Raw genomic sequence first — 17834 nt, 5'->3', positions numbered from 1 at the left:
CCCATCTTTGCGGTCGCGTTACCAGGGCCTTGTACGGGGCGGCACGGGGGGAAGGCAATGGCGGGCTGTGTCGCTAGGCGATTTCCGGCAGGTGATCCAGCAGCTTGTCCAGGGTGATGGGGTAGTCGCGCACGCGAACGCCGGTGGCGTTGTAGATGGCGTTGGCCACGGCCGCCCCCACCCCACAGATGCCCAACTCCCCCACCCCCTTGGCCTTCATGGGGGAGGAAATCGGGTCCACCTCATCCAGGAAGATCACCTCCTGATGCGGGATGTCGGCATGCGCCGGCACCTCATATCCCGCCAGGTCGTGGTTGACGAAAAAGCCGCGGCGCTTGTCCACCGCCAACTCCTCCATCAGGGCCGCCCCCGCCCCCATCGTCATGGCGCCGATGACCTGGCTGCGCGCCGACTTCGGGTTCAGAATGCGGCCGGCGGCGCACACTGCCAGCATGCGGCGCAGGCGGACCTCACCCGTGGCGGCGTCCACACCCACTTCCACGAAATGGCCGGCGAAGGTGGATTGTTGGTAGCGCTTGTGCAGATCGGCGTATTCGATGCCGTCCTCCGCCGCCATCTCGCCATCCTTGGCCGCCAGGGCCAGGGGCACCGCATGGCCCCCGGAGGACACCTGGCCATCGGCGAAGCGCGGCTCCGTCGCGTTGAAGCCCAGCTTTTGCGCCACGGCCTGCCGCAGCGTCATACAGGCGGCATAGACGCCGGCCGTGGCGTTGTTGGCGCCCCATTGCCCACCCGACCCACAGGACACGGGGAATCTGCTGTCGCCCAGGCGCACGACGACCTTGTCCAGTGGCACGCCCATGGTTTCCGCCGCCGTCTGGGCGATGATGGTGTAGGTGCCGGTGCCGATGTCGGTCATGTCGGTTTCAACCGTCACCACACCCTGGCCATCCAGGCGCACGCGGGCGGCTGACTTGGTGACCAGGTTGTTGCGAAAGCCGGCTGCCACCCCCATGCCCACCAGCCAACGGCCCTCGCGCACGCTGGCTGGCGTCGGCTTGCGGCGGGCCCAGCCGAACCGCTCCGCCCCCTGCTGCAGGCAGGCGATCAACTGGCGTTGCGAGAACGGACGCCCCGGCTTTTCCGGGTCCACCTGCGTGTCGTTCAGGATGCGGAACTGGATGGGGTCCATGCCCAGCTTTTCCGCCATCTCATCCATGGCGATCTCCAGCGCCATCAGGCCCGGCGCCTCCCCCGGCGCCCGCATGGCGTTGCCCTCCGGCAGGTCCAGCACGGCCAGGCGCATGGCGGTCAGGCGGTTGGCGCCAGCATACAACAGGCGGGTCTGCTGCACCGCCGTCTCCGGCTTACCATCGGGCAGGTCGCCGGACCAGCTTTCGTGGCCGATGGCGGTGATCTTGCCGTCCTTGGTGGCGCCGATGCGGATGCGCTGGATGGTGGCCGGACGATGCGTGGTGTTGTTGACGATCAAGGGACGGTGCAAGGCCACCTTCACCGGCCGCCCCGCCGCCTTGGCCCCCAACGCGGCCAGCAGCGCGTCACTGCGCACGAACAGCTTTCCCCCGAAACCGCCGCCGATGTAGGGCGAGATCAGGCGGATATTTTCCTCTGGAATGTTAAGGGTTTGCGCGACGTCCTTGACGCCCCATCGGATCATCTGGTTGGCGGTCCACAGCGTCAGCTTGTCGCCGTTCCAGGCGGCGATGCTGGCGTGCGGCTCCATCATCGCGTGACTTTGATCGGGCGTGGTGTAGGTCGCGTCCAGTTGCACCGGGGCGGCGGCGAAGGCGCTGTGGAAGTCGCCGGCGCCGGTGTCCGGTTCCCCCTTCGCCTCGGTGGCCCCCTCCCGGGCGGCGGCCAGGTCATAGGCGCCCGGTTCCGCCTGGTAGTCCACCTTGATCAGGCTGGCGGCGTCGCGCGCCTGCTCGAACGTTTCGGCCACGACCAGGGCCACGGCCTGATGGTAATGCTGGATGTCCGGACCGCCCAGCAGCTTGGCGGTGTTCCATTTGCCCTTGCCCAGCGGGCCGGCGGTTTCCGCCGTCACGATGGTGATGACGCCGGGGGCGGCCTGGGCGTCGGCCATGTCCATGCGGGTGATGCGGCCCTTGGCGATGGCGGCCCCCAGGACGTGGCCATAGGCCTGGCCCGCCACGACGTCATGTCGTTCGTAAGCGTAGGGGGCGGTGCCCGTGGTCTTCAGCGGGCCGTCGATGCGGTCGGTGGGTTTGCCCACCACGGTCAGTTGGTCGATGGGATTGGTGCCGGCGGGGGTGTCGAACTTCATGGCTCAGGCCCTCGCCTCTCTCAGCACGGCGGCCAGCGTGCGCTCCGCCAACTTGATCTTGAATGCGTTGTCCGGTGTCGGCCGCGCACCGGCCAACAGCAGGGCGGTCGTCTGCTTGGCCCCCTGCTTCAGGTGCGCTTCCGCCGCCTCCACCCGCCAGGGCTTGGGCGCCACCCCGCCCAGCGCCACCCGACCCCAGGCGATCCCATTTCCGCCCCCGTCGCCGCCATCGGGTTGCACGATGGCGGCGACGGACACCAGGGCGAAGGCGTAGGAGGCCCGGTCCCGCACCTTGTGGTACAGCTGCGCCCCGCCCACCGGCCGGGGCAGCGTCACGGCGGTGATCAGTTCCCCCCGCTCCAGCACGGTTTCCACATGCGGGGCGTCGCCGGGCAGCCGGTGAAGGTCGGCGATGGGGATGGCGCGGCTGCCGCCGTCCGGGCGGACGGTTTCGACCGTCGCGTCCAGCACGCGCATGGCCACCGCCATGTCGCTGGGATGGGTGGCGATACAGGCGTTGCTGGTGCCGATGACGCCCAGGCTTCGCGTGACGCCGCCGATGGCGGAGCAGCCGCTGCCGGGCTGGCGCTTGTTGCACGGCTGGTTGGGGTCATAGAAATAGGGGCAGCGGGTCCGCTGCAGCAGGTTGCCGGCCGTGGTGGCGACATTGCGCAATTGCCCAGACGCGCCGGCCACCAGGGCGCGGCTGAGCACCCCGTAATGGCGGCGCACCCGTGCATCGGCGGCCAAGTCGGTGTTGCGCACCAGGGCGCCGATACGCAGGCCGCCGTCCGGCGTCTCTTCGATCGTGTCCAGGCCTAGACCGTTCACATCGATCAGATGTGCTGGCGTCTCGATCTGCAGCTTCATCAGGTCCAGCAGGTTGGTGCCGCCGGCGATGAAGTGGGCGCCGGGGATGCTGGCCGCCTTGGCCGCGGCATCGGCCGGGGACGCGGCCCGCTCATAGGTGAAGGGCCTCATGCCGGGCCTCCCGCGGTCTGTAGGCCCGCCACCTCGGCCATGGCGTCCAGGATGTTGGAATAGGCACCACAACGGCAGAGGTTGCCGCTCATCCGCTCCCGCATTTCGGTGGCGCTCATCTGTGGCGCCGCCGTCAGGTCGCCGGTGACATGGCTGGGGATGCCGGCCTTGATCTCCTCAAGCACGGCGACGGCTGAACAGATTTGACCGGGGGTGCAGTAGCCGCACTGATACCCATCATGTTTCACGAAAGCGGCCTGCATGGGGTGCAGCCGGGCCGGCGTGCCCAGCCCCTCCACCGTCGTGACGCTGCCACCCTCGTGCATGACCGCCAGGGTGAGACAGGAATTGATGCGCCGCCCGTCGACGATAACGGTGCAGGCGCCGCACTGGCCATGATCGCATCCCTTCTTGGTGCCTGTCAGGCGCAGATGCTCGCGCAGGGCGTCCAGCAGGGTCGTGCGGGTATCGACCTCCAGCGTCTCGGCCTTGCCGTTCACGGTGAAGGAGACTTTGCCTTTTACGGGCGACGTCACAGGAGTCATCACGGGCACCGGACCGCTGCTGGTAGCGGCGGCGCCATCGCCGCCGGTGGATAGAGCCTGGCCGCCATGCGCGCCCGTCGTCAAGGCAACGGATGCCACCGCGCCGAGCAACACCCCGCGCCGGCTGACATCGGCATCATATCGGTTTCCCATGCCCCCTCCGCCAAGCTGCCAAGTGGTGTTTAATCCGCCGGCGCGGAATAGGTTCCACCGCGCCAGGCCGGAACGAGCGGGGATTTTGCCGCTTGTGGCAGGGTTCCCCTGTTGGAGACCCGATCCCATGACCAAGCCCCTGTTGACCCCCGGCGATCCCGTCGGCATTCCCGTTCCCCTACGCGCCTATATCCGCAAGCCCTCGCCCGCGACGATGCAGAACGCCCCCGGCCGCAAGGCGGCCTGGCTGTTGACCTATGAGGCCAAGCCCACCCACGAGATCGACAGCGTCACCGGCTGGGCGGGCGGCGGCGACCCGCAGCAGGACGTCCTGCTGGCCTTCGACACGCTGGAGGAGGCCGTGGCCTATGCCGAGCGCCACAACCTTCCCTATGACATCAGCGAGCCGGAACCCAGGGCCCGCCCCCTGCCCCGCCCCCAGACCCACCAGATGCGCCAGGTGCTGAGCGGGCCCACTATGGCACCCGCCCGGCAAGAGGATCCCCGCATCCGCGGGCACCAGACGGTGGTGACGACGCCGGGCCCGGTGGTTCCGTCCGCCATGGCGGCGGGGCAAGCGGCGCTGATCGACAAGGCGAACACGCCGCTGCCCTACCAGCCGGACCGGGACGTGGTGGAGGACGCCAGCGCGGACTCCTTCCCCGCCAGCGATCCCCCCTCCTGGACGCCGGTGACCGGCGCGGTGAAGAAGACACCCTGACCGGCCTTATCGGCATTCCCGCGGTCCCGTCCTTCAGGGATCGCTAAAAAAAGTCGGCTCCCGGCGTTTTTTTCCCCTGGTCCGGGGAATATCCCGCCGCTCCCACCCGTCTGAGGGGACAGGGATTGAGGGGAGCCGACCTATGACGCCGAAACGAAACCTGTTTGCCGCCGTGCTGATGCTGGCGGGATTACCTGCGGCCGCGCATGCCGCGGGTGATCCCACGGCCGGCGCCGCGGTGTTCAAGAAATGCGCGGCCTGCCACGCGGCGGAGCAGGGCGTGAACAAGGTGGGGCCCAGCCTGTATGGCGTCGTCGGCCGCCCCGCCGGCAGCATCGCCGGCTACAGCTATTCCCCCGCCGTGAAGCAGGCGGCGGCCAAGGGGCTGGTGTGGACGGAAGACGCCATCGTCGCCTATCTGGTCAACCCGCACAAATACCTGGGCGACTTCGTCGGCGATCCCTCGATTTCCAACAAGATGCCCTTCAGCCTGGCCGATGAGCAGCAGCGCCAGGACGTGGTCGCCTACCTCAAATCCCTGGCGCCGCAATGATGCGCGCCCTTTTCCTCAGCCTTCTGCTGGCCGTGGCCGGGTCCGGCGCCGCGCCCGCCCGCGCGGAAACGCCCGCCCTGGCGCCGGACCAGGCCGCCCTCCGGGCGGAGATGGCCCGCATCCACGCCGGCCATGTCGACGCCGATGCCCTGCAACGCATCGACAGCGACATCGCCACCCTGCACACCGGCGTCGCCGCCATGGATGCGACCTCGACCAGCGGCATTGCCGGCGGCGACCTGCCGCAAGGCCATTACCCCAGCCTGAAGGCGGCGCAATTCACCACCCCCGCCCCGGCTGCCTCAACCGTCAGCGTCACGGACACGTCTGCGCCCACCGCCGCCAAATGGACCCGCCTGGCCAGCTACGCGGCGGAAACGCCCAAGCCTGAAGCGGCGAAGGCCGAACCAGCCGCCGCCCCCGTCGCAGCAAAGGTCGCCGACAAGCCCCAGCGCACCTATGTCGGGCGCGAGACCTGCGAGAGCTGCCACCAGCAGGAGGCGACCAACTGGGCGCATACCGTCCACGCCAAGGTCTTCCAGCAGAACCCGCGCACGGAGCTTCAGGCGCAGAACTGCGAGGCCTGCCACGGCCCGGGTTCGGCGCATGTGGAGGACCCGTCCGACCTCACCACCATCATCAGCTTTTCCAAGAAAAGCAAAACGCCCATCGCGGAGCAGAACGGCCAATGCCTGGGCTGCCACGCCGGCGGTCAGCGCATTTTCTGGCATGACAGCGTCCACGACAGCAATCAGCTGGGCTGCGCCGACTGCCACAACCCCATGACCACCTTCGGCGCGCGCGGTCTGACGGCCCGGGAAAGCATCAACGAGACCTGCTTCCAGTGCCACAAGGCCCAGCATGCGGAGTTCGCGCGCCGGTCGCACATGCCCCTGCTGGAAGGCAAGCTGAGTTGCACCGACTGCCACAACCCGCATGGGTCGACCACCGCCCCCCTGCTGAAGGCCGACAGCGTGAACGAGGTTTGCTTCACCTGCCATGCCGACAAGCGCGGGCCCTTCCTGTTCGAACACGCGCCGGTGCGTGAAAGCTGCCTCAACTGCCATTCGCCGCACGGCTCCAACTTCGAAAGCCTGCTGACCGCGCCGCGTCCGGTGCTGTGCCAGCAGTGCCACTCGCAGTTCGGCCACCCTTCCGGCCTGCTGACGGCGGGCAACATGGCGCGCGGGCCGGGGCCCGACCCCCGCCTGATCGCCACCAGCTGCCAAACCTGCCACGTGAACATCCACGGGTCCAACAGTCCCTCCGGCGCACGGTTCGAACGATGAGACAGCGTCAGAAAAAGTCCACCCCGCGGCTGCCGACGCGCTATCTGGTCACGGCCGCCCTCCTGGAAATGGCCAGCGCCCCCATCGCGGCGACGGTGGCCCGGGCCGACAGCGGCACCACCGGCTATGGCGGGCCGGGCAACGTCCTGAATCCCACCGGCCAGATCATGAACCGGGCCCGGGACGATGACGGCCTGTCGGTCATCGACGACGTGACTCGCACGCCCACGGGCCTGATGTACCCCGTGCCCTACCACACGCCGGAAATGACGCAGAGCCAGAGCAACCCCGATTGGTGGACTCTGGGCTGGTTCGAGGCCGGCATCATGGGCACCTTCGGCCAGGACAGCCGGTCGGCCTCGCTGAATCGGTATGGCGACTGGAAGAACGGCTTCACCGTCACCAGCCTGGGGTTCGAGGCGGAGGACCGCAAGACGGCCCTGCATGTCTCCGCCTTCGGCCAGAACGTCGGCCGCACCGACCAGTATTTCCAGGTGGATGTCGGCCGCTACGGCGTCTATGACCTGCAGGCCTATTTCGACAGCATTCCGCACACCTTCTCCACGGTGGCCAAGTCGCTGTGGGATGGGGCGGGCACCGGCAACCTGACCCTGCGCGGCGGCCTGACGCCGGGCGCGTCCACCCCGGCGCAGGTCAACGCCGTGGCGGCGGCGGTGGGCCCCAGCACCCTGCGCATCCTGCGCGAAAAGGCCGGCAGCTCGCTGACCTACACGGCGGATGAGCATACCGAGCTGTTCCTGAAAATCTCGGACGAGCGGCGCAACGGCACCCAGCCCATCAGCGCCACGTTCGGCATCCCGTTCCAGAACGGCGCCACCCAGCTGATCCAGCCCATCCACTATCAGACGGTCGACGTCACGGGAGGGGTGCGATACCGGGAGGAGAGGTTCCAGGCGAACCTGGCCTATGCCGGCTCGTTCTTCCGCAACGACATCCTGGACCTGACCTGGCAGAATCCGGGCCTGACCTCCAACACCGCCCCCGGCGCCTACATCCCCCAGATGGGGCGCCTGAGCCTGGCGCCCAACAACGACTATCATACCGTGAAGGGCGACCTGGCGATGCAGTTGTCGCCCTCGTCGCGCTTCACCGCCAGCCTGTCCTACAGCCTGATGCGCCAGGACGACGCCCTGCAGGCGCCGACCACCGGCAGCGCCGTGATCACCAGCGGCGCCGACACCATCAATTTGAGCCAATGGAACAGCGCCTCGGCCCTCAGCCAGCCGACGGCCAACGCCGCCATCAACATCCTGAACGCGGTGGCGCAGTACCACTACACCGTCAACCCCGACCTGGGCCTGACGCTGGAGGTGCGCGACCGGGATGAGTCCAACCGCACCAATTACGTCGCCTTCAACCCCCAGACGGGGCAGTACGGCTACATCGCCATCGATGGCGGCCTGGCACCCTTCGTGCCGACCTTGAGCGGCGTCTACCAGGTGAAGACCCCCGGCAGCCTGGTCCAGATCCGCAACATGCCGTTCGCCAACAACAATCTGCAGGTGACGGCCAAGGCGGCCTATCGCCTGGACACGCATTGGAAGCTGGATCTCAGTTACGAGAACGACACCATCGACCATACCGTGCGTGAGATCACGGACGCCCACGACAACATCGCCCGGGCCCAGTTGAGCACCACCGGGTATGAGTGGGGCACCGCCCGCCTGTCGTACGAGTTCGCGCGGCGCATCGGCAGCGATTACCAGTCCAATCCCTATACGCCGTATTATTCCGCGGCCCTGCCCGGCTATATCCCGGCCACACCGTCGGGCGATCCGGCCTTCGCGCTGGCCGACTTGCGCAAGTTCGACATCGCCAACCGGACGGAGCATGTGCTGCGCGGCCAGGCCAACTATATCCTGTCCCCGCGCAGCGACCTGCAACTGACCGGCGGCCTGAAGGTGGACGATTACGACGCCGCCTATGGCCTGCGGTCCACCCACGCCTTCGACATCACCACCGCCTATACCTACCAGATGTCGGCGGCGACCACCCTGACGGGCTACTTCACCTATCAGAACCAGGACCGCGGTGTGGCCAACATCGCCGCCACCGGTGCCGGCACCAGCGGCAGCGCCGGTGCGGCGGGCTATCCCCTGGCCAACGCCTGGACGGAGACAGTGGGGTCCGACAATTACACGGCTGGCCTGAACGCGCACCACAGCTGGGGTGTCGTCTCGGTGAACGCGGATTACACCTTCACCCGCGCCAGCACGGCCCTGGATTACGCCTACGCCGGAACAGGCGCCTTTTTCGGCGTGCTGTCACCGGCGCAGGCCGGCAGCCGCTTCCCCGCCATCACCTATGACAGCCACGCCGTCCAGACGGACGTGCGGTGGCAGATGTCGGAGGCGCTGTCCTATCGCCTCTACTATCGCTTCAATTATGAGCGGTTGGTGGACTTCCATTACACCGGGCTGGCGGCCGGCGCGATCAACAACAACACCTATCTGGGCGTCATTCCGGAGAACTATACCGTCCAGACCATCGGTCTGCTGGTCCAATATGTTTTTTAATGCCTTGCTTCGGGCGGCGCCATGGTGACGCCGTTGGAGTTCTTCATTGTTTCCAAGGTGGGCTGGTATCTGGTGGCGCCCAGCCATCTACTGGTCTGGACGGCGGTCGCCACCGTCTGGCTGGCAGCCCGGCGCCATGCGGCGGCCCTGTTGCCGGCCGTGGCCGGCGCCCTGTCGCTGCTGATCCTGCTCATCCTGCCGGTGGGCGACTGGGCGTTGCGGCCCATCGAGAACCAGTATTCCCGGCCCACGACGGAACCCGAGGCCATAGACGGCATCCTGGTCCTGGGCGAAGGCCTGAATGGCGAAGCGTTGCGTAGCCGGGGCGTGCCTGGCGTGGGGCCCGACGGGGGCACCCTGCTGGCGGCGGCGGCGTTGGCGCGCCGCCATCCGGAGGCGCGCGTCATCTTCAGCGGCGGGGCCGGCGACATCGGCGGCATCGGCGTGGCGGACGCGGTGGTGGCCCGGCACGTCTTCGCCGACCTGGGTCTGGACGACGCCCGGGTCAGTTATGAGGGACGGTCGCGCACCACCCTGGAGAATCTATTGTTCGCCAAGGATGTTGCGCAGCCTCAGGCCGGGCAGCGCTGGGTGCTGGTGGCGTCGGCCTACCATATGCCCCGCGCCATGCTGTCGGCCGCGCGCGCCGGCTGGCAGGTGACGCCCTGGCCATCGAACTACCAGACGGCGGCCCAGGGGCGGCAGCATCACCTGTCGCTAGCCGCCAATCTGGCCCACCTTGACCTGGCGGCGCATGAGGCCCTGGGGCTGCTGGCGTACAGACTGGCCCATGGCACACCCACCCATACCACCCAGGGGCCGGCGTGACAGCCCCCCTCTGGATCGGGCCCGCCCCCGCCCCACCGCTGCTGACCGAACTGACGGCCTCCCATTGGGCGCTTTGGGGAGAGTGCATCGCCTTTCCCGGGCTGATCAACTCCCACGACCATCTGGTCTTCAACTGCTATCCCCCCACCGGCGCACCGCCCTACGACGACTTCCTGGGGTGGAGCCGGGATGTGCAGGCGGATCGCGCCCTGGTCCGTCGCATCGAGGCCATCCCCGCCGCCTTGCGCCGGCAGGTCGGCCTGTTGAAAAATCTGCTGTGGGGGGTAACGGCGGTGGTGGACCATGGCGGTGCCCCAGGCGACGGGCCTATCGGCGTGCTGGCCCCCTATCAGGACCTGCACTCGCCGGAGCTGGCCAGCCCCTGGCGCTGGCTGGGGGGCCTGGGGCCGGCGGTGCTGCATCTGGCGGAGGGGGTGACGGCGGACAGCCGCCGCCGGGCGCTGGACTTCCTGAGGGAAAACCTGTTCCGGCGGCGGGTCGCCGGCGTGCATGGGGTCAGCCTGGCGGGAGAGGATTTCCGGCGGCTGGCCTCATTGATCTGGTGCCCCGCCAGCAACCTGTTCCTGTTCGGCCGGACGGCCGATGTGACGGCGGCCCTGCGCCATACCCCGGTGCTGTTCGGCACCGACGCCACCATCTCCGCGCCCGGCACACTGTGGGACCATCTGCGCCAGGCCCGGGGCCGGATACCCGACGCGGCGCTGTTCGACGGCCTGACGGGCGCGGCGGCGCGCTTCTGGCGGCACGCCGCCCCGAACGACTTGGTTATCGCCCGGCGGCGCGCGGTCGATCGCTGGGACGCCTTTTTCGCCCTGACGCCGGCGGACATCCTGCTGGTGGTCCGGGCCGGCCGGCCGGTGCTGGTGGACGGGGACTTAGGCGCCCCATCCGGCTACGGCCGCCTGACCGTGGGCGGCCGTATCAAGCATGTGGATCTGGCGGTGGCGGAGATGCTGGCGGCACTTAGGCCTCAGCTGGACACGGCCGCGCTGCTGGACCGGTTCGGCGCGGTGGCGGAATAGATCGCCAGCGTTTCGACGCCGAAATGCCGCCACAGCACCCGCTCAACCGCCAGGCCCGCCTGGGCCAGGCCGTCCAGCATGCCGGCACAGTCACCATGGCTTGTCAGCACGAAATAGGCCTTGCCGCCGGGCTTCAGCATGCCGGGCAGGCCGGCGGCCAGCCGGTCGATGACGTCCGGGCTGCGCCAGGAGCGCTCGAAGGTGGTGGCGGGCGTGCCCCGGAACTTCGGCAGGGAGAACAGCACCAGGTCGAAGGTGCGGCCGGCCACTGGCGCGAACAGGTCCCCCTGCTGGACATCGACCGCCAGAGTGTTCAGCAGGGCGTTGGCGCGGGCGCAGGCCACCGCCTCCGGCACCACGTCCACCGCCGTCACCTGATAGCCGCGCGTGGCGGCGAAGATGCCCAGCACGCCGCAGCCGGTGCCCACGTCCAGCGCCGTCGCCCCGGCGCCCAGCGGTTCCAGCAGCGGGCTGGTGGCGATGAACTCCGCCAGGAAGCGTCCGGTGCGGAAGACCACGGGGTTGAACACGCCGGGCCAGACGGCGAAGGACCGCCCCCGGATGGTCTCGAACACCGGGCGGCGCAGGCGCCGGCGCAGCACGGCGCGCTTGGCCGCCATCCAGGGCGCCCACAACAGACGGGTGGCGGGGGCGACGGGCGGGGGCGGCGGGGCCGGCCGGGGATGGGACATGACGGGGCTCATAGCTTGAGGCTGCAGACGCAACGCCGGCAGGTCGGGTCGCTGTGCATGTCGAGGCCGGCGCGAAAGGCCCGAGCGGCCGGGCCATTCAGGATTTCCGGCAGGGTCCCATCGCTGCCAAGCGTGCCGATGGGCTCGTGGAAAAAGCAGGGGCGCACGGTTCCGTTGGCCTCCACCACCGTGGAGATCCAGGGCGCGTTGCAGCGCACCGGCGGGGGAGGCGCCAGGCCCAGCGCGGCGCGGTAGTGCGCGACGATGCGGCTGAGCCGGGCGGGGCTTTCCTGGATGAAGCGGCTGGCGAAGTCGCCGGCATGGTTGGCGGCCAGCGCGCCCAGGATGGCGTCGAGGGCGTCGCACTGGTCCGCGTCCAGCCCCACATCCTCCACCCGGGGGCCTTCCCAGCCCTGCGGACGGTTGAAGGCGGTGGAACTGAGATCGGCCCCCAGGAAAGAGATGCTGTCCAGGCCCAGCGCCTTGGCGGCATCGACCGTGGCCGGCAGGTCCAGGAAATTGCCCCGCTGGACCACACAGCGCCCCGCCACCGGATAACTCGCCCGCTGCTGGCGCAGGGCGTCGACGCCGGCGGCCAGCGACGCATACGCATCCTTGATGCCACGGATGCGGTTGTGCGTCGCCTCGGGCCCGTCCAGGGAGACGATGACCTCATCGCACCAGGTCACGATGGCGGCGGCATGCCGTTCCAGCAGCAGGCCGCTGCTGAGCAGGGTGATCTTGAGCGGCAGCGTCTTGAGCGCGGCGCACAGGGCCCAAAGATTGGGGTGCAGCAAGGCCTCCCCACCCGACAGCACCACCCAGCGCACGCCCAGGGACTGGAGGTCCGCGACCAGCCGGTCCACCGTCGCCGGGTCCAGGCTGCTGCCATTGCGATTGGCCTTCCAGATATCGCACATGACGCAGCGGCAGTTGCAGCGGCTGTGCGGCATCAGGGTGACCACGGGCACCCGCGACAGGCGCCGGCCCCGCCAGGCGCGCGCTATGGCGAAATCGCCCATGGCTCAGAACCCCTGGATTTCGGGGCGCCGGTGGGGGAACAGCTTGTTCAGCAGGCGCAGTTCCACCGGGAAATCATAGAATTGCGCCCTATAGCGCCAGGACGCCAGGACGCGCAGGGCGACGCGGCCGATGCCGCCCAGGCGGGTGTCGGTGATGGTGGGGTATCGGGCGTGAAGCACCCGCTGGAAATTGGCGATCTTGCGGCGGATCCGGTCGTTCATCCACGGCAGGTCGGACGACAGATGCTGGGCGAACCTCTCCCACTTCGCCTCCGTCCAGGTCGTGACGTCCTTGGGGTATTCGAAGCCAGCGGCCTCCGCCTCCTGCGACATGGCGCCTTCCACCGGCACTGGGCTGTAGATGTAGATGACGATCTCAGTCGCTGGATTAACGTTCTTCAGCATCCGTATGAATTGGATGGTATTTTCCGCATCCTTTTCCGGATCGGGCGGATTGCCGATGATGAAGGACATCTCCGGCACCACGCCAAAGCGGCGCATCTTCTCCGCCACCGCCAGGATGGTGTTGCCATCCTGCTTGCCGCCCTTGTTCATGCGCTCCAGCATCGCGGCGTCGCCGGACTCCGCCCCCATGAACACCATCTTCAGGCCGCTGCGGCTCAACTTGGTCCAGGTGTCGTCACTGAACTTCAGCATGGTGTCGGCACGGCCGAAACCCCACCAGCCGATACCCAGCGGCGTGATGCGCTCCGCGAACTCGGCGCAGCGGGCCTCGTTGACGAAGAAATTGTTGTCGTAGAACTCCACCGCCGTGGCGCCGTGGTCGCGCACCAGCCGCTCCACCACCGCGGCGGCGCGTTCCGCCGTCTGGGCGGAATAGCGGCCGTTCACCTTGTGCACCACCGCGCAGAAATTGCACTGGAAGGGGCAGCCATAGCTGGCGTGGTGGGCCATGGTGCGCGAGCCGAGGAAGGATGGCCGGGCGTAAACGTCCATGTCCACGCGGTGATAGGGAAAATCCGGCAGGGCGTTGATATCGGGCACCGGCGGCTTCGGGTTCAGGTGAACCGCACCTTCCGTGTCGCGCCAGCCCAGGCCGGGCAGTCCGGTGACATCCTCCCCCGCCCGGATCTTGCGCACGAAGTCGCCGAAGGCCAACTCGCAATGGCCGCGGAACAGATAGTCGACATACGGCTCCCGCATCAGGATCTGGCCGTGCAGGGTGGGGAAATAGCCGCCCCAAACGATAATGAGACGGGGGAATTCGACCTTCAGCGCCTTGCAGATGGGTACGGCGTCGGTCAACTGCGGTCCCGGCATCACCGTCAGGCACAGGATATCGGCCCCGGTCTCCACGATGGCCTGGCGCAGGGCGGCCAGCCCCTGCGGCACCAAGTTGCCGTCGATGATGCGGTAGTCCTCCCACCCCTCCAGCATCGCGCCCACGGCCAGCAGCGCCAAGGGCATGACCGGCTTCCGCGAGGGGGAACTGACCGGATTGTAGAACAGGATCATGGCGCGGGCGCTTCCCTTAGATGTGCCGCAGGAGGGTCAGATGATGATCGGCCAGACCGGCCAGGCCGGACCAATCGGCCGCCCGCCTTTCCCACCGCATCAGACGGGTCAGGCGGCGCGGATGGCGTTCCAGTCGCGCGAACAGGTCGGACGGCGGCAGGAACAGGCCCACTGGATGCACGGACAGGACCTGGAAGGACGGGGCGAAGGCGCGGGCGATGCCCCCCGGCGTCCAGTAGCGGATGGGGATGGTCGTGCCGCCGATGTCGGCGGTGGACCGGCCGGACCAGCGCCGCACCGCTGTGCGCCGCAGCCGCGGGCCGTACCACAGCGTTTCCCAGGCGCAAAGACGCCCCATGACCACCAGGGCCACCACGCCCCCCGGCGCCACGGCGCGATCCAGGGCCCGGACCAGGGGCGCCAAATCCATGGCGCAGTTCAGGGCGCCGAAGTTGGACAGCACCACGTCGTGCGGGCCGCCCAGATCGCCTGGCGCATTCAGGTCGACGATGCGGGTGTCGACCCGGTCGCCCATGCCGAAGCGCGCGGCCTTGTCGGCGGTGACCCGCAGCATGGCGGGGGAGCCGTCGGCGGCTGTCACCCGCGCGCCGGCATGGGCCAGCCACAGCGCGTCCTCCCCCGTGCCGCAGCCCAGGTCCAGGGCGCGCATCCCCCGCCGCACATGGGGGGCCACCCGCCGCCACACCGCGTGGCGCAGCCAGCGGCCGGGAATGCTGTGGGCGAAGCCGGTGTCGTAATCGTCGGCGAAGCGGTCGAAGGCCGCCGCTTGGGCAAGCGCATCAGCCATGTTCCACCTCATGCCGGGTCGCGTACATGGCGAGCCGGCTGACCAGGGAGGAGGCGCGCGCCCGCGCCTGGCGCAGCAGGTCGGGGCGCGGCGCCGCCTCCAGCCGGCCCAGCCGGCTTTCCGCCGCCAGCCAATGCTGGGCGTGGCGGTAGAAGCGGCGTGACCTGCGGCCGACCACCGTCAGGGCCCGGTCGCTGCTTTCATGCCAGGCGCCGCCGCCCGCGATGCGGTCGGCAACCTTGTCGTAATAGGGCGTCCCCTTGATGGGATAGCTGATGGTGGTCAGCACGTCGTCGGGGGCGGACAGGCGCAGATGGCGGGCCGTCTCATCAATGTCCTGCCACGTCTCGCCATCATAGCCCAGCATGATGAAGGTGCCGGCGCGGATGCCCCGGCTTTGCACCAGGGCGATCATCTCGCGCATACGCACGGCGTTGGTGCGGCGCTGCATGGCGTCCAGGATGCGCTGCGACCCGCTTTCGGCGCCGATCCAGATGCGGTAGCAGCCCAATTCGGCCAGCAGGTCGGCCACCCGCCCGTTCAGCCTGTCCTCCCGCGTGATCGTCTCGAACGGGTAGCGCAGGCCCCGGCGCTTCATTTCGGCGGCGAATTGTTCCAGCCATTTCTGATTGATGGTGAACACGTCGTCGGCAAACCACAGCTGGTCGGGCGCGTAGGTGTCGCGGATGAATTCGATCTCATCGGCCACGTTCTGCGGTGACCGGCGGCGGTGGCTGTGGCCGAAGACGGAATGGCTGCACCAGTTGCAGGTATAGGGGCAACCCCGCGCCACGATGAGGGAGACGGAACGGACGCCGTGATGCGTCTTCCAAGTCTGCAGATAGCGTTCCAGGTCGATGGCGCCCCGGTCGGGGAAGGGCTGGGCATCGAGGTCGGCGATCTGCTTGCGCGCCGGCGTGCGACGCACCCCGCCATCCTTCCCGCGATAGGCGATGCCGTGGATTTGGTCCAGGCCCGTCAGGCCGTGGCGGGCCAGATGGGGGATCAGCTCCGCCAGGGTCAGCTCGCCCTCCCCCGACACGACGATGTCGCCGCCGCGCGCCAGATATTCCTCGGCGTAGTTCGCCGGCTCCGGCCCGCCGAAGATGACCGTGGCGCCCGCCGCCTTGGCCGCCGTCGCCAGGCGCAGGGCGTTGCCCCGCGTCATGAGGTTGACATAGATGCCCACCACCGGGGGCCGCTTCGCCGCGAGGGTGGCCATGGCCGTGGCCATGTCCATGAAGGTGCTGTCCATCACCTCCACCGCGAAGCCCTGGGCCTTGAGGTGGGAGGAGATGTAAAGCAGTCCCAGCGGCGGATAGGGCTTCATCACCGCCCGTTCCGCCGGATCCTCCATCAGGAAATAGCCGTGGGTCAGCAGGATGTCGGTCACGGCGCCGCCCTGCGTGCCGTGACGGGATGGGGCATGAGGCGCAACAGGTGCAGGCGCGCCCAGGACAACGGGATGGCGATGCCGCAATAGGCGACAAAGGCCAGCGCGCGCAGGTGGCCGCCCTTCGCTGTCCTACCCGCCAAAACGTCCCGCAGGTGCGCCAGCGTGCGGCGCAGCCGGAAATCCCGATGCACATAGGTGTGCAGGTGCCGGTAAAACGCCGTGGTGTAGGGGCCGCGGTACAGCATGGCCATGTCGGACGACACGTCCCAATGCCGCTTTTCCCGCAGTTGGTTCCGCACCCGGTCGTGAAACACCGTCCCCGGCAGGGGGTAGGACACGGAAATGCCGATCTCATCCGGCCGGGTGGTCCGCAGCATGGCCAGGGTCTGCCCGATCTCCGCCATGCCTTCGCCAGGATAGCCGAACTGGAGGAAATGGCCGACACGTATGCCGGCCGCCTTGAGGCGGGCGGTCGCCGCCGCGATTTCCCCGGTCGACAGGTCCTTGTCCATGGCGTCCAGGATCTTCTGGCTGCCGGACTCCGCCCCCAGCCAGACGACGTCGCAGCCCGCGCGCCTCAGATCGTCGACCGCCCCATCGCGCAGCACCAGGTCGGCGCGGCTGAGGCACTTGAAGGGCACCTTGACGCCCAGTTCCTCGATGGCGTCCGCGAACTCCCCCCACCAGCGGGGCTTCAACCCCATGATGTCATCCATGAACCAGATGTAGTCGGGGGCCGCCAGACGGACCAGGCGAGCCAGTTCCTCCGCCACCGGGCGGGCGCCACGCACGGCGTAGCCCTGACCCCAGATGGGCTTCGCGCACCAATTGCACGCATACGGGCAGCCGCGCGACGTGACCAGGTTCAACGCGAAAAAGCCATGGTGCCGGTGCCAGATCTGGCGGTACGCCGCCATGTCCACCAATTCCCAAGCGGGCGTGGGCAGGGCGTCCAGATCACGCAGTACCTCCCTCTTGGGATTGCGCATCGTATCCCCGGCACGACGCCACGCCAGACCTTTGATGGCGGACAAGTCATCGACGCCGGCGCGCCAGGCGGCCGTCAGTTCGGCCAGCGTCGCCTCCCCTTCGCCCACGATGACGGCGCTGGCGCCGGCGTCGAGGTAAAGGTCGGGGTGGTCGGCGGCGTCGGCGCTGCAAATGGCGACCTTGGCGCCAGCGGATTTGGCCGCCGCGATCATGTCCAGTGCCGCCAGCCGCATGGCCGACAGGCACATCTTGGACAGGTAATTGAAATTGTCGTCGTAAAGGACGGCGATGTCCGGCCGCACCTCGGCCACCCGCGCCGACCATTCCGCCACGCTGTCGGCGATCATGGCATCGAAGAAGTGCACCTCATGCCCGGCCGCCTGAAGCGTGCCGGCGGCATAGAGGGTACCCAGGGGGGGGAACGGTTGATGTTCCGCCCAGCGTACCGGGTCCAGGCGCAGGAAATAGACACTGCCGACGAATATGCGAAGCATCCGCCATCCCATCGCGGAGGAAGAATGGAAACGGGCC

General features: G+C 68.5%; 15 protein-coding genes. 6 read left to right on the top strand and 9 right to left on the bottom strand.

Translation table 11 applies throughout. The annotated features are described in order from the left end of the window. Positions 1-73 precede the first annotated feature (73 nt). Genes paoC through paoA form a run of 3 tightly spaced genes read right to left on the bottom strand, consistent with a single transcriptional unit; the run spans position 74 to position 3948 of the window. Complete coding sequence (gene paoC / locus FBZ90_RS17135; protein ID WP_145733942.1) at positions 74-2269, bottom strand: aldehyde oxidoreductase molybdenum-binding subunit PaoC; 2196 nt, start codon at positions 2267-2269, stop codon at positions 74-76. Positions 2270-2272: 3 nt separating this feature from the next. Beyond that, entirely contained in the window at positions 2273-3250 is a 978-nt protein-coding gene (locus FBZ90_RS17130; protein ID WP_145733940.1) for an FAD binding domain-containing protein, read from the bottom strand. Next, positions 3247-3948, bottom strand: coding sequence for an aldehyde dehydrogenase iron-sulfur subunit PaoA (gene paoA / locus FBZ90_RS17125; protein ID WP_145733938.1), 702 nt, complete (start codon positions 3946-3948; stop codon positions 3247-3249). The genes FBZ90_RS17130 and paoA overlap by 4 nt, the downstream gene beginning before the upstream one ends. A 127-nt stretch (positions 3949-4075) precedes the next feature. Between paoA and FBZ90_RS17120 the strand changes: the two genes are divergently transcribed. The 6 genes from FBZ90_RS17120 to FBZ90_RS27895 all read left to right on the top strand — a co-directional run bounded on the left by FBZ90_RS17120 (position 4076) and on the right by FBZ90_RS27895 (position 10919). Next, the gene (locus FBZ90_RS17120; protein WP_186455870.1) at positions 4076-4669 is read left to right on the top strand and encodes an NADH dehydrogenase ubiquinone Fe-S protein 4; all 594 of its coding nucleotides are present in this window, start codon (positions 4076-4078) and stop codon (positions 4667-4669) included. A gap of 142 nt (positions 4670-4811) precedes the next feature. Then, positions 4812-5222 (top strand): c-type cytochrome, encoded by a 411-nt coding sequence (locus tag FBZ90_RS17115; protein WP_145733934.1) that lies wholly within the window; start codon positions 4812-4814, stop codon positions 5220-5222. Further along, positions 5219-6511 carry a DmsE family decaheme c-type cytochrome gene (locus FBZ90_RS17110; protein ID WP_211102125.1) on the top strand — a complete coding sequence of 431 codons (1293 nt, stop codon included), beginning with the start codon at positions 5219-5221 and terminating at the stop codon, positions 6509-6511. Before FBZ90_RS17115 ends, FBZ90_RS17110 begins: the two co-directional genes overlap by 4 nt. Then, positions 6508-9048, top strand: a complete 2541-nt coding sequence (locus FBZ90_RS17105; RefSeq protein ID WP_145733932.1) for an MtrB/PioB family outer membrane beta-barrel protein — start codon at positions 6508-6510, stop codon at positions 9046-9048. The genes FBZ90_RS17110 and FBZ90_RS17105 overlap by 4 nt, the downstream gene beginning before the upstream one ends. A 21-nt stretch (positions 9049-9069) precedes the next feature. Then, positions 9070-9876 carry a YdcF family protein gene (locus FBZ90_RS17100; RefSeq protein ID WP_145733930.1) on the top strand — a complete coding sequence of 269 codons (807 nt, stop codon included), beginning with the start codon at positions 9070-9072 and terminating at the stop codon, positions 9874-9876. Continuing rightward, entirely contained in the window at positions 9873-10919 is a 1047-nt protein-coding gene (locus FBZ90_RS27895) for an amidohydrolase family protein (RefSeq protein WP_186455869.1), read from the top strand. Before FBZ90_RS17100 ends, FBZ90_RS27895 begins: the two co-directional genes overlap by 4 nt. Here the strand turns inward: FBZ90_RS27895 and FBZ90_RS17090 are convergent. From FBZ90_RS17090 to FBZ90_RS17065, 6 genes are read right to left on the bottom strand one after another with little or no spacing between them, the layout of a single operon-like run. Next, positions 10868-11611, bottom strand: coding sequence for a methyltransferase (locus FBZ90_RS17090; RefSeq protein WP_186455868.1), 744 nt, complete (start codon positions 11609-11611; stop codon positions 10868-10870). The two genes, FBZ90_RS27895 and FBZ90_RS17090, sit on opposite strands and share 52 nt — an antisense overlap. A gap of 8 nt (positions 11612-11619) precedes the next feature. After that, on the bottom strand, positions 11620-12633 hold the full coding sequence (locus FBZ90_RS17085) for a radical SAM protein (protein ID WP_145733927.1): 1014 nt from the start codon (positions 12631-12633) through the stop codon (positions 11620-11622). Between the two features lie 3 nt (positions 12634-12636). Next, positions 12637-14109: a B12-binding domain-containing radical SAM protein gene (locus FBZ90_RS17080; RefSeq protein WP_145733925.1), complete on the bottom strand. Its 1473-nt coding sequence runs from the start codon at positions 14107-14109 to the stop codon at positions 12637-12639. A gap of 16 nt (positions 14110-14125) precedes the next feature. Further along, positions 14126-14917: a class I SAM-dependent methyltransferase gene (locus FBZ90_RS17075; protein ID WP_186455867.1), complete on the bottom strand. Its 792-nt coding sequence runs from the start codon at positions 14915-14917 to the stop codon at positions 14126-14128. Then, positions 14910-16310, bottom strand: a complete 1401-nt coding sequence (locus FBZ90_RS17070; protein ID WP_211102124.1) for a B12-binding domain-containing radical SAM protein — start codon at positions 16308-16310, stop codon at positions 14910-14912. Before FBZ90_RS17070 ends, FBZ90_RS17075 begins: the two co-directional genes overlap by 8 nt. Then, positions 16307-17797: a B12-binding domain-containing radical SAM protein gene (locus FBZ90_RS17065; RefSeq protein ID WP_145733921.1), complete on the bottom strand. Its 1491-nt coding sequence runs from the start codon at positions 17795-17797 to the stop codon at positions 16307-16309. The genes FBZ90_RS17070 and FBZ90_RS17065 overlap by 4 nt, the downstream gene beginning before the upstream one ends. Positions 17798-17834 lie beyond the last annotated feature (37 nt).

The sequence above is a fragment of the Nitrospirillum pindoramense genome, assembly GCF_007827955.1.
Lineage (GTDB): Bacteria > Pseudomonadota > Alphaproteobacteria > Azospirillales > Azospirillaceae > Nitrospirillum > Nitrospirillum amazonense_B.
Note: the sequence above shows the minus strand (reverse complement) of the source record. Positions and strands in the feature narration are given on the sequence as shown.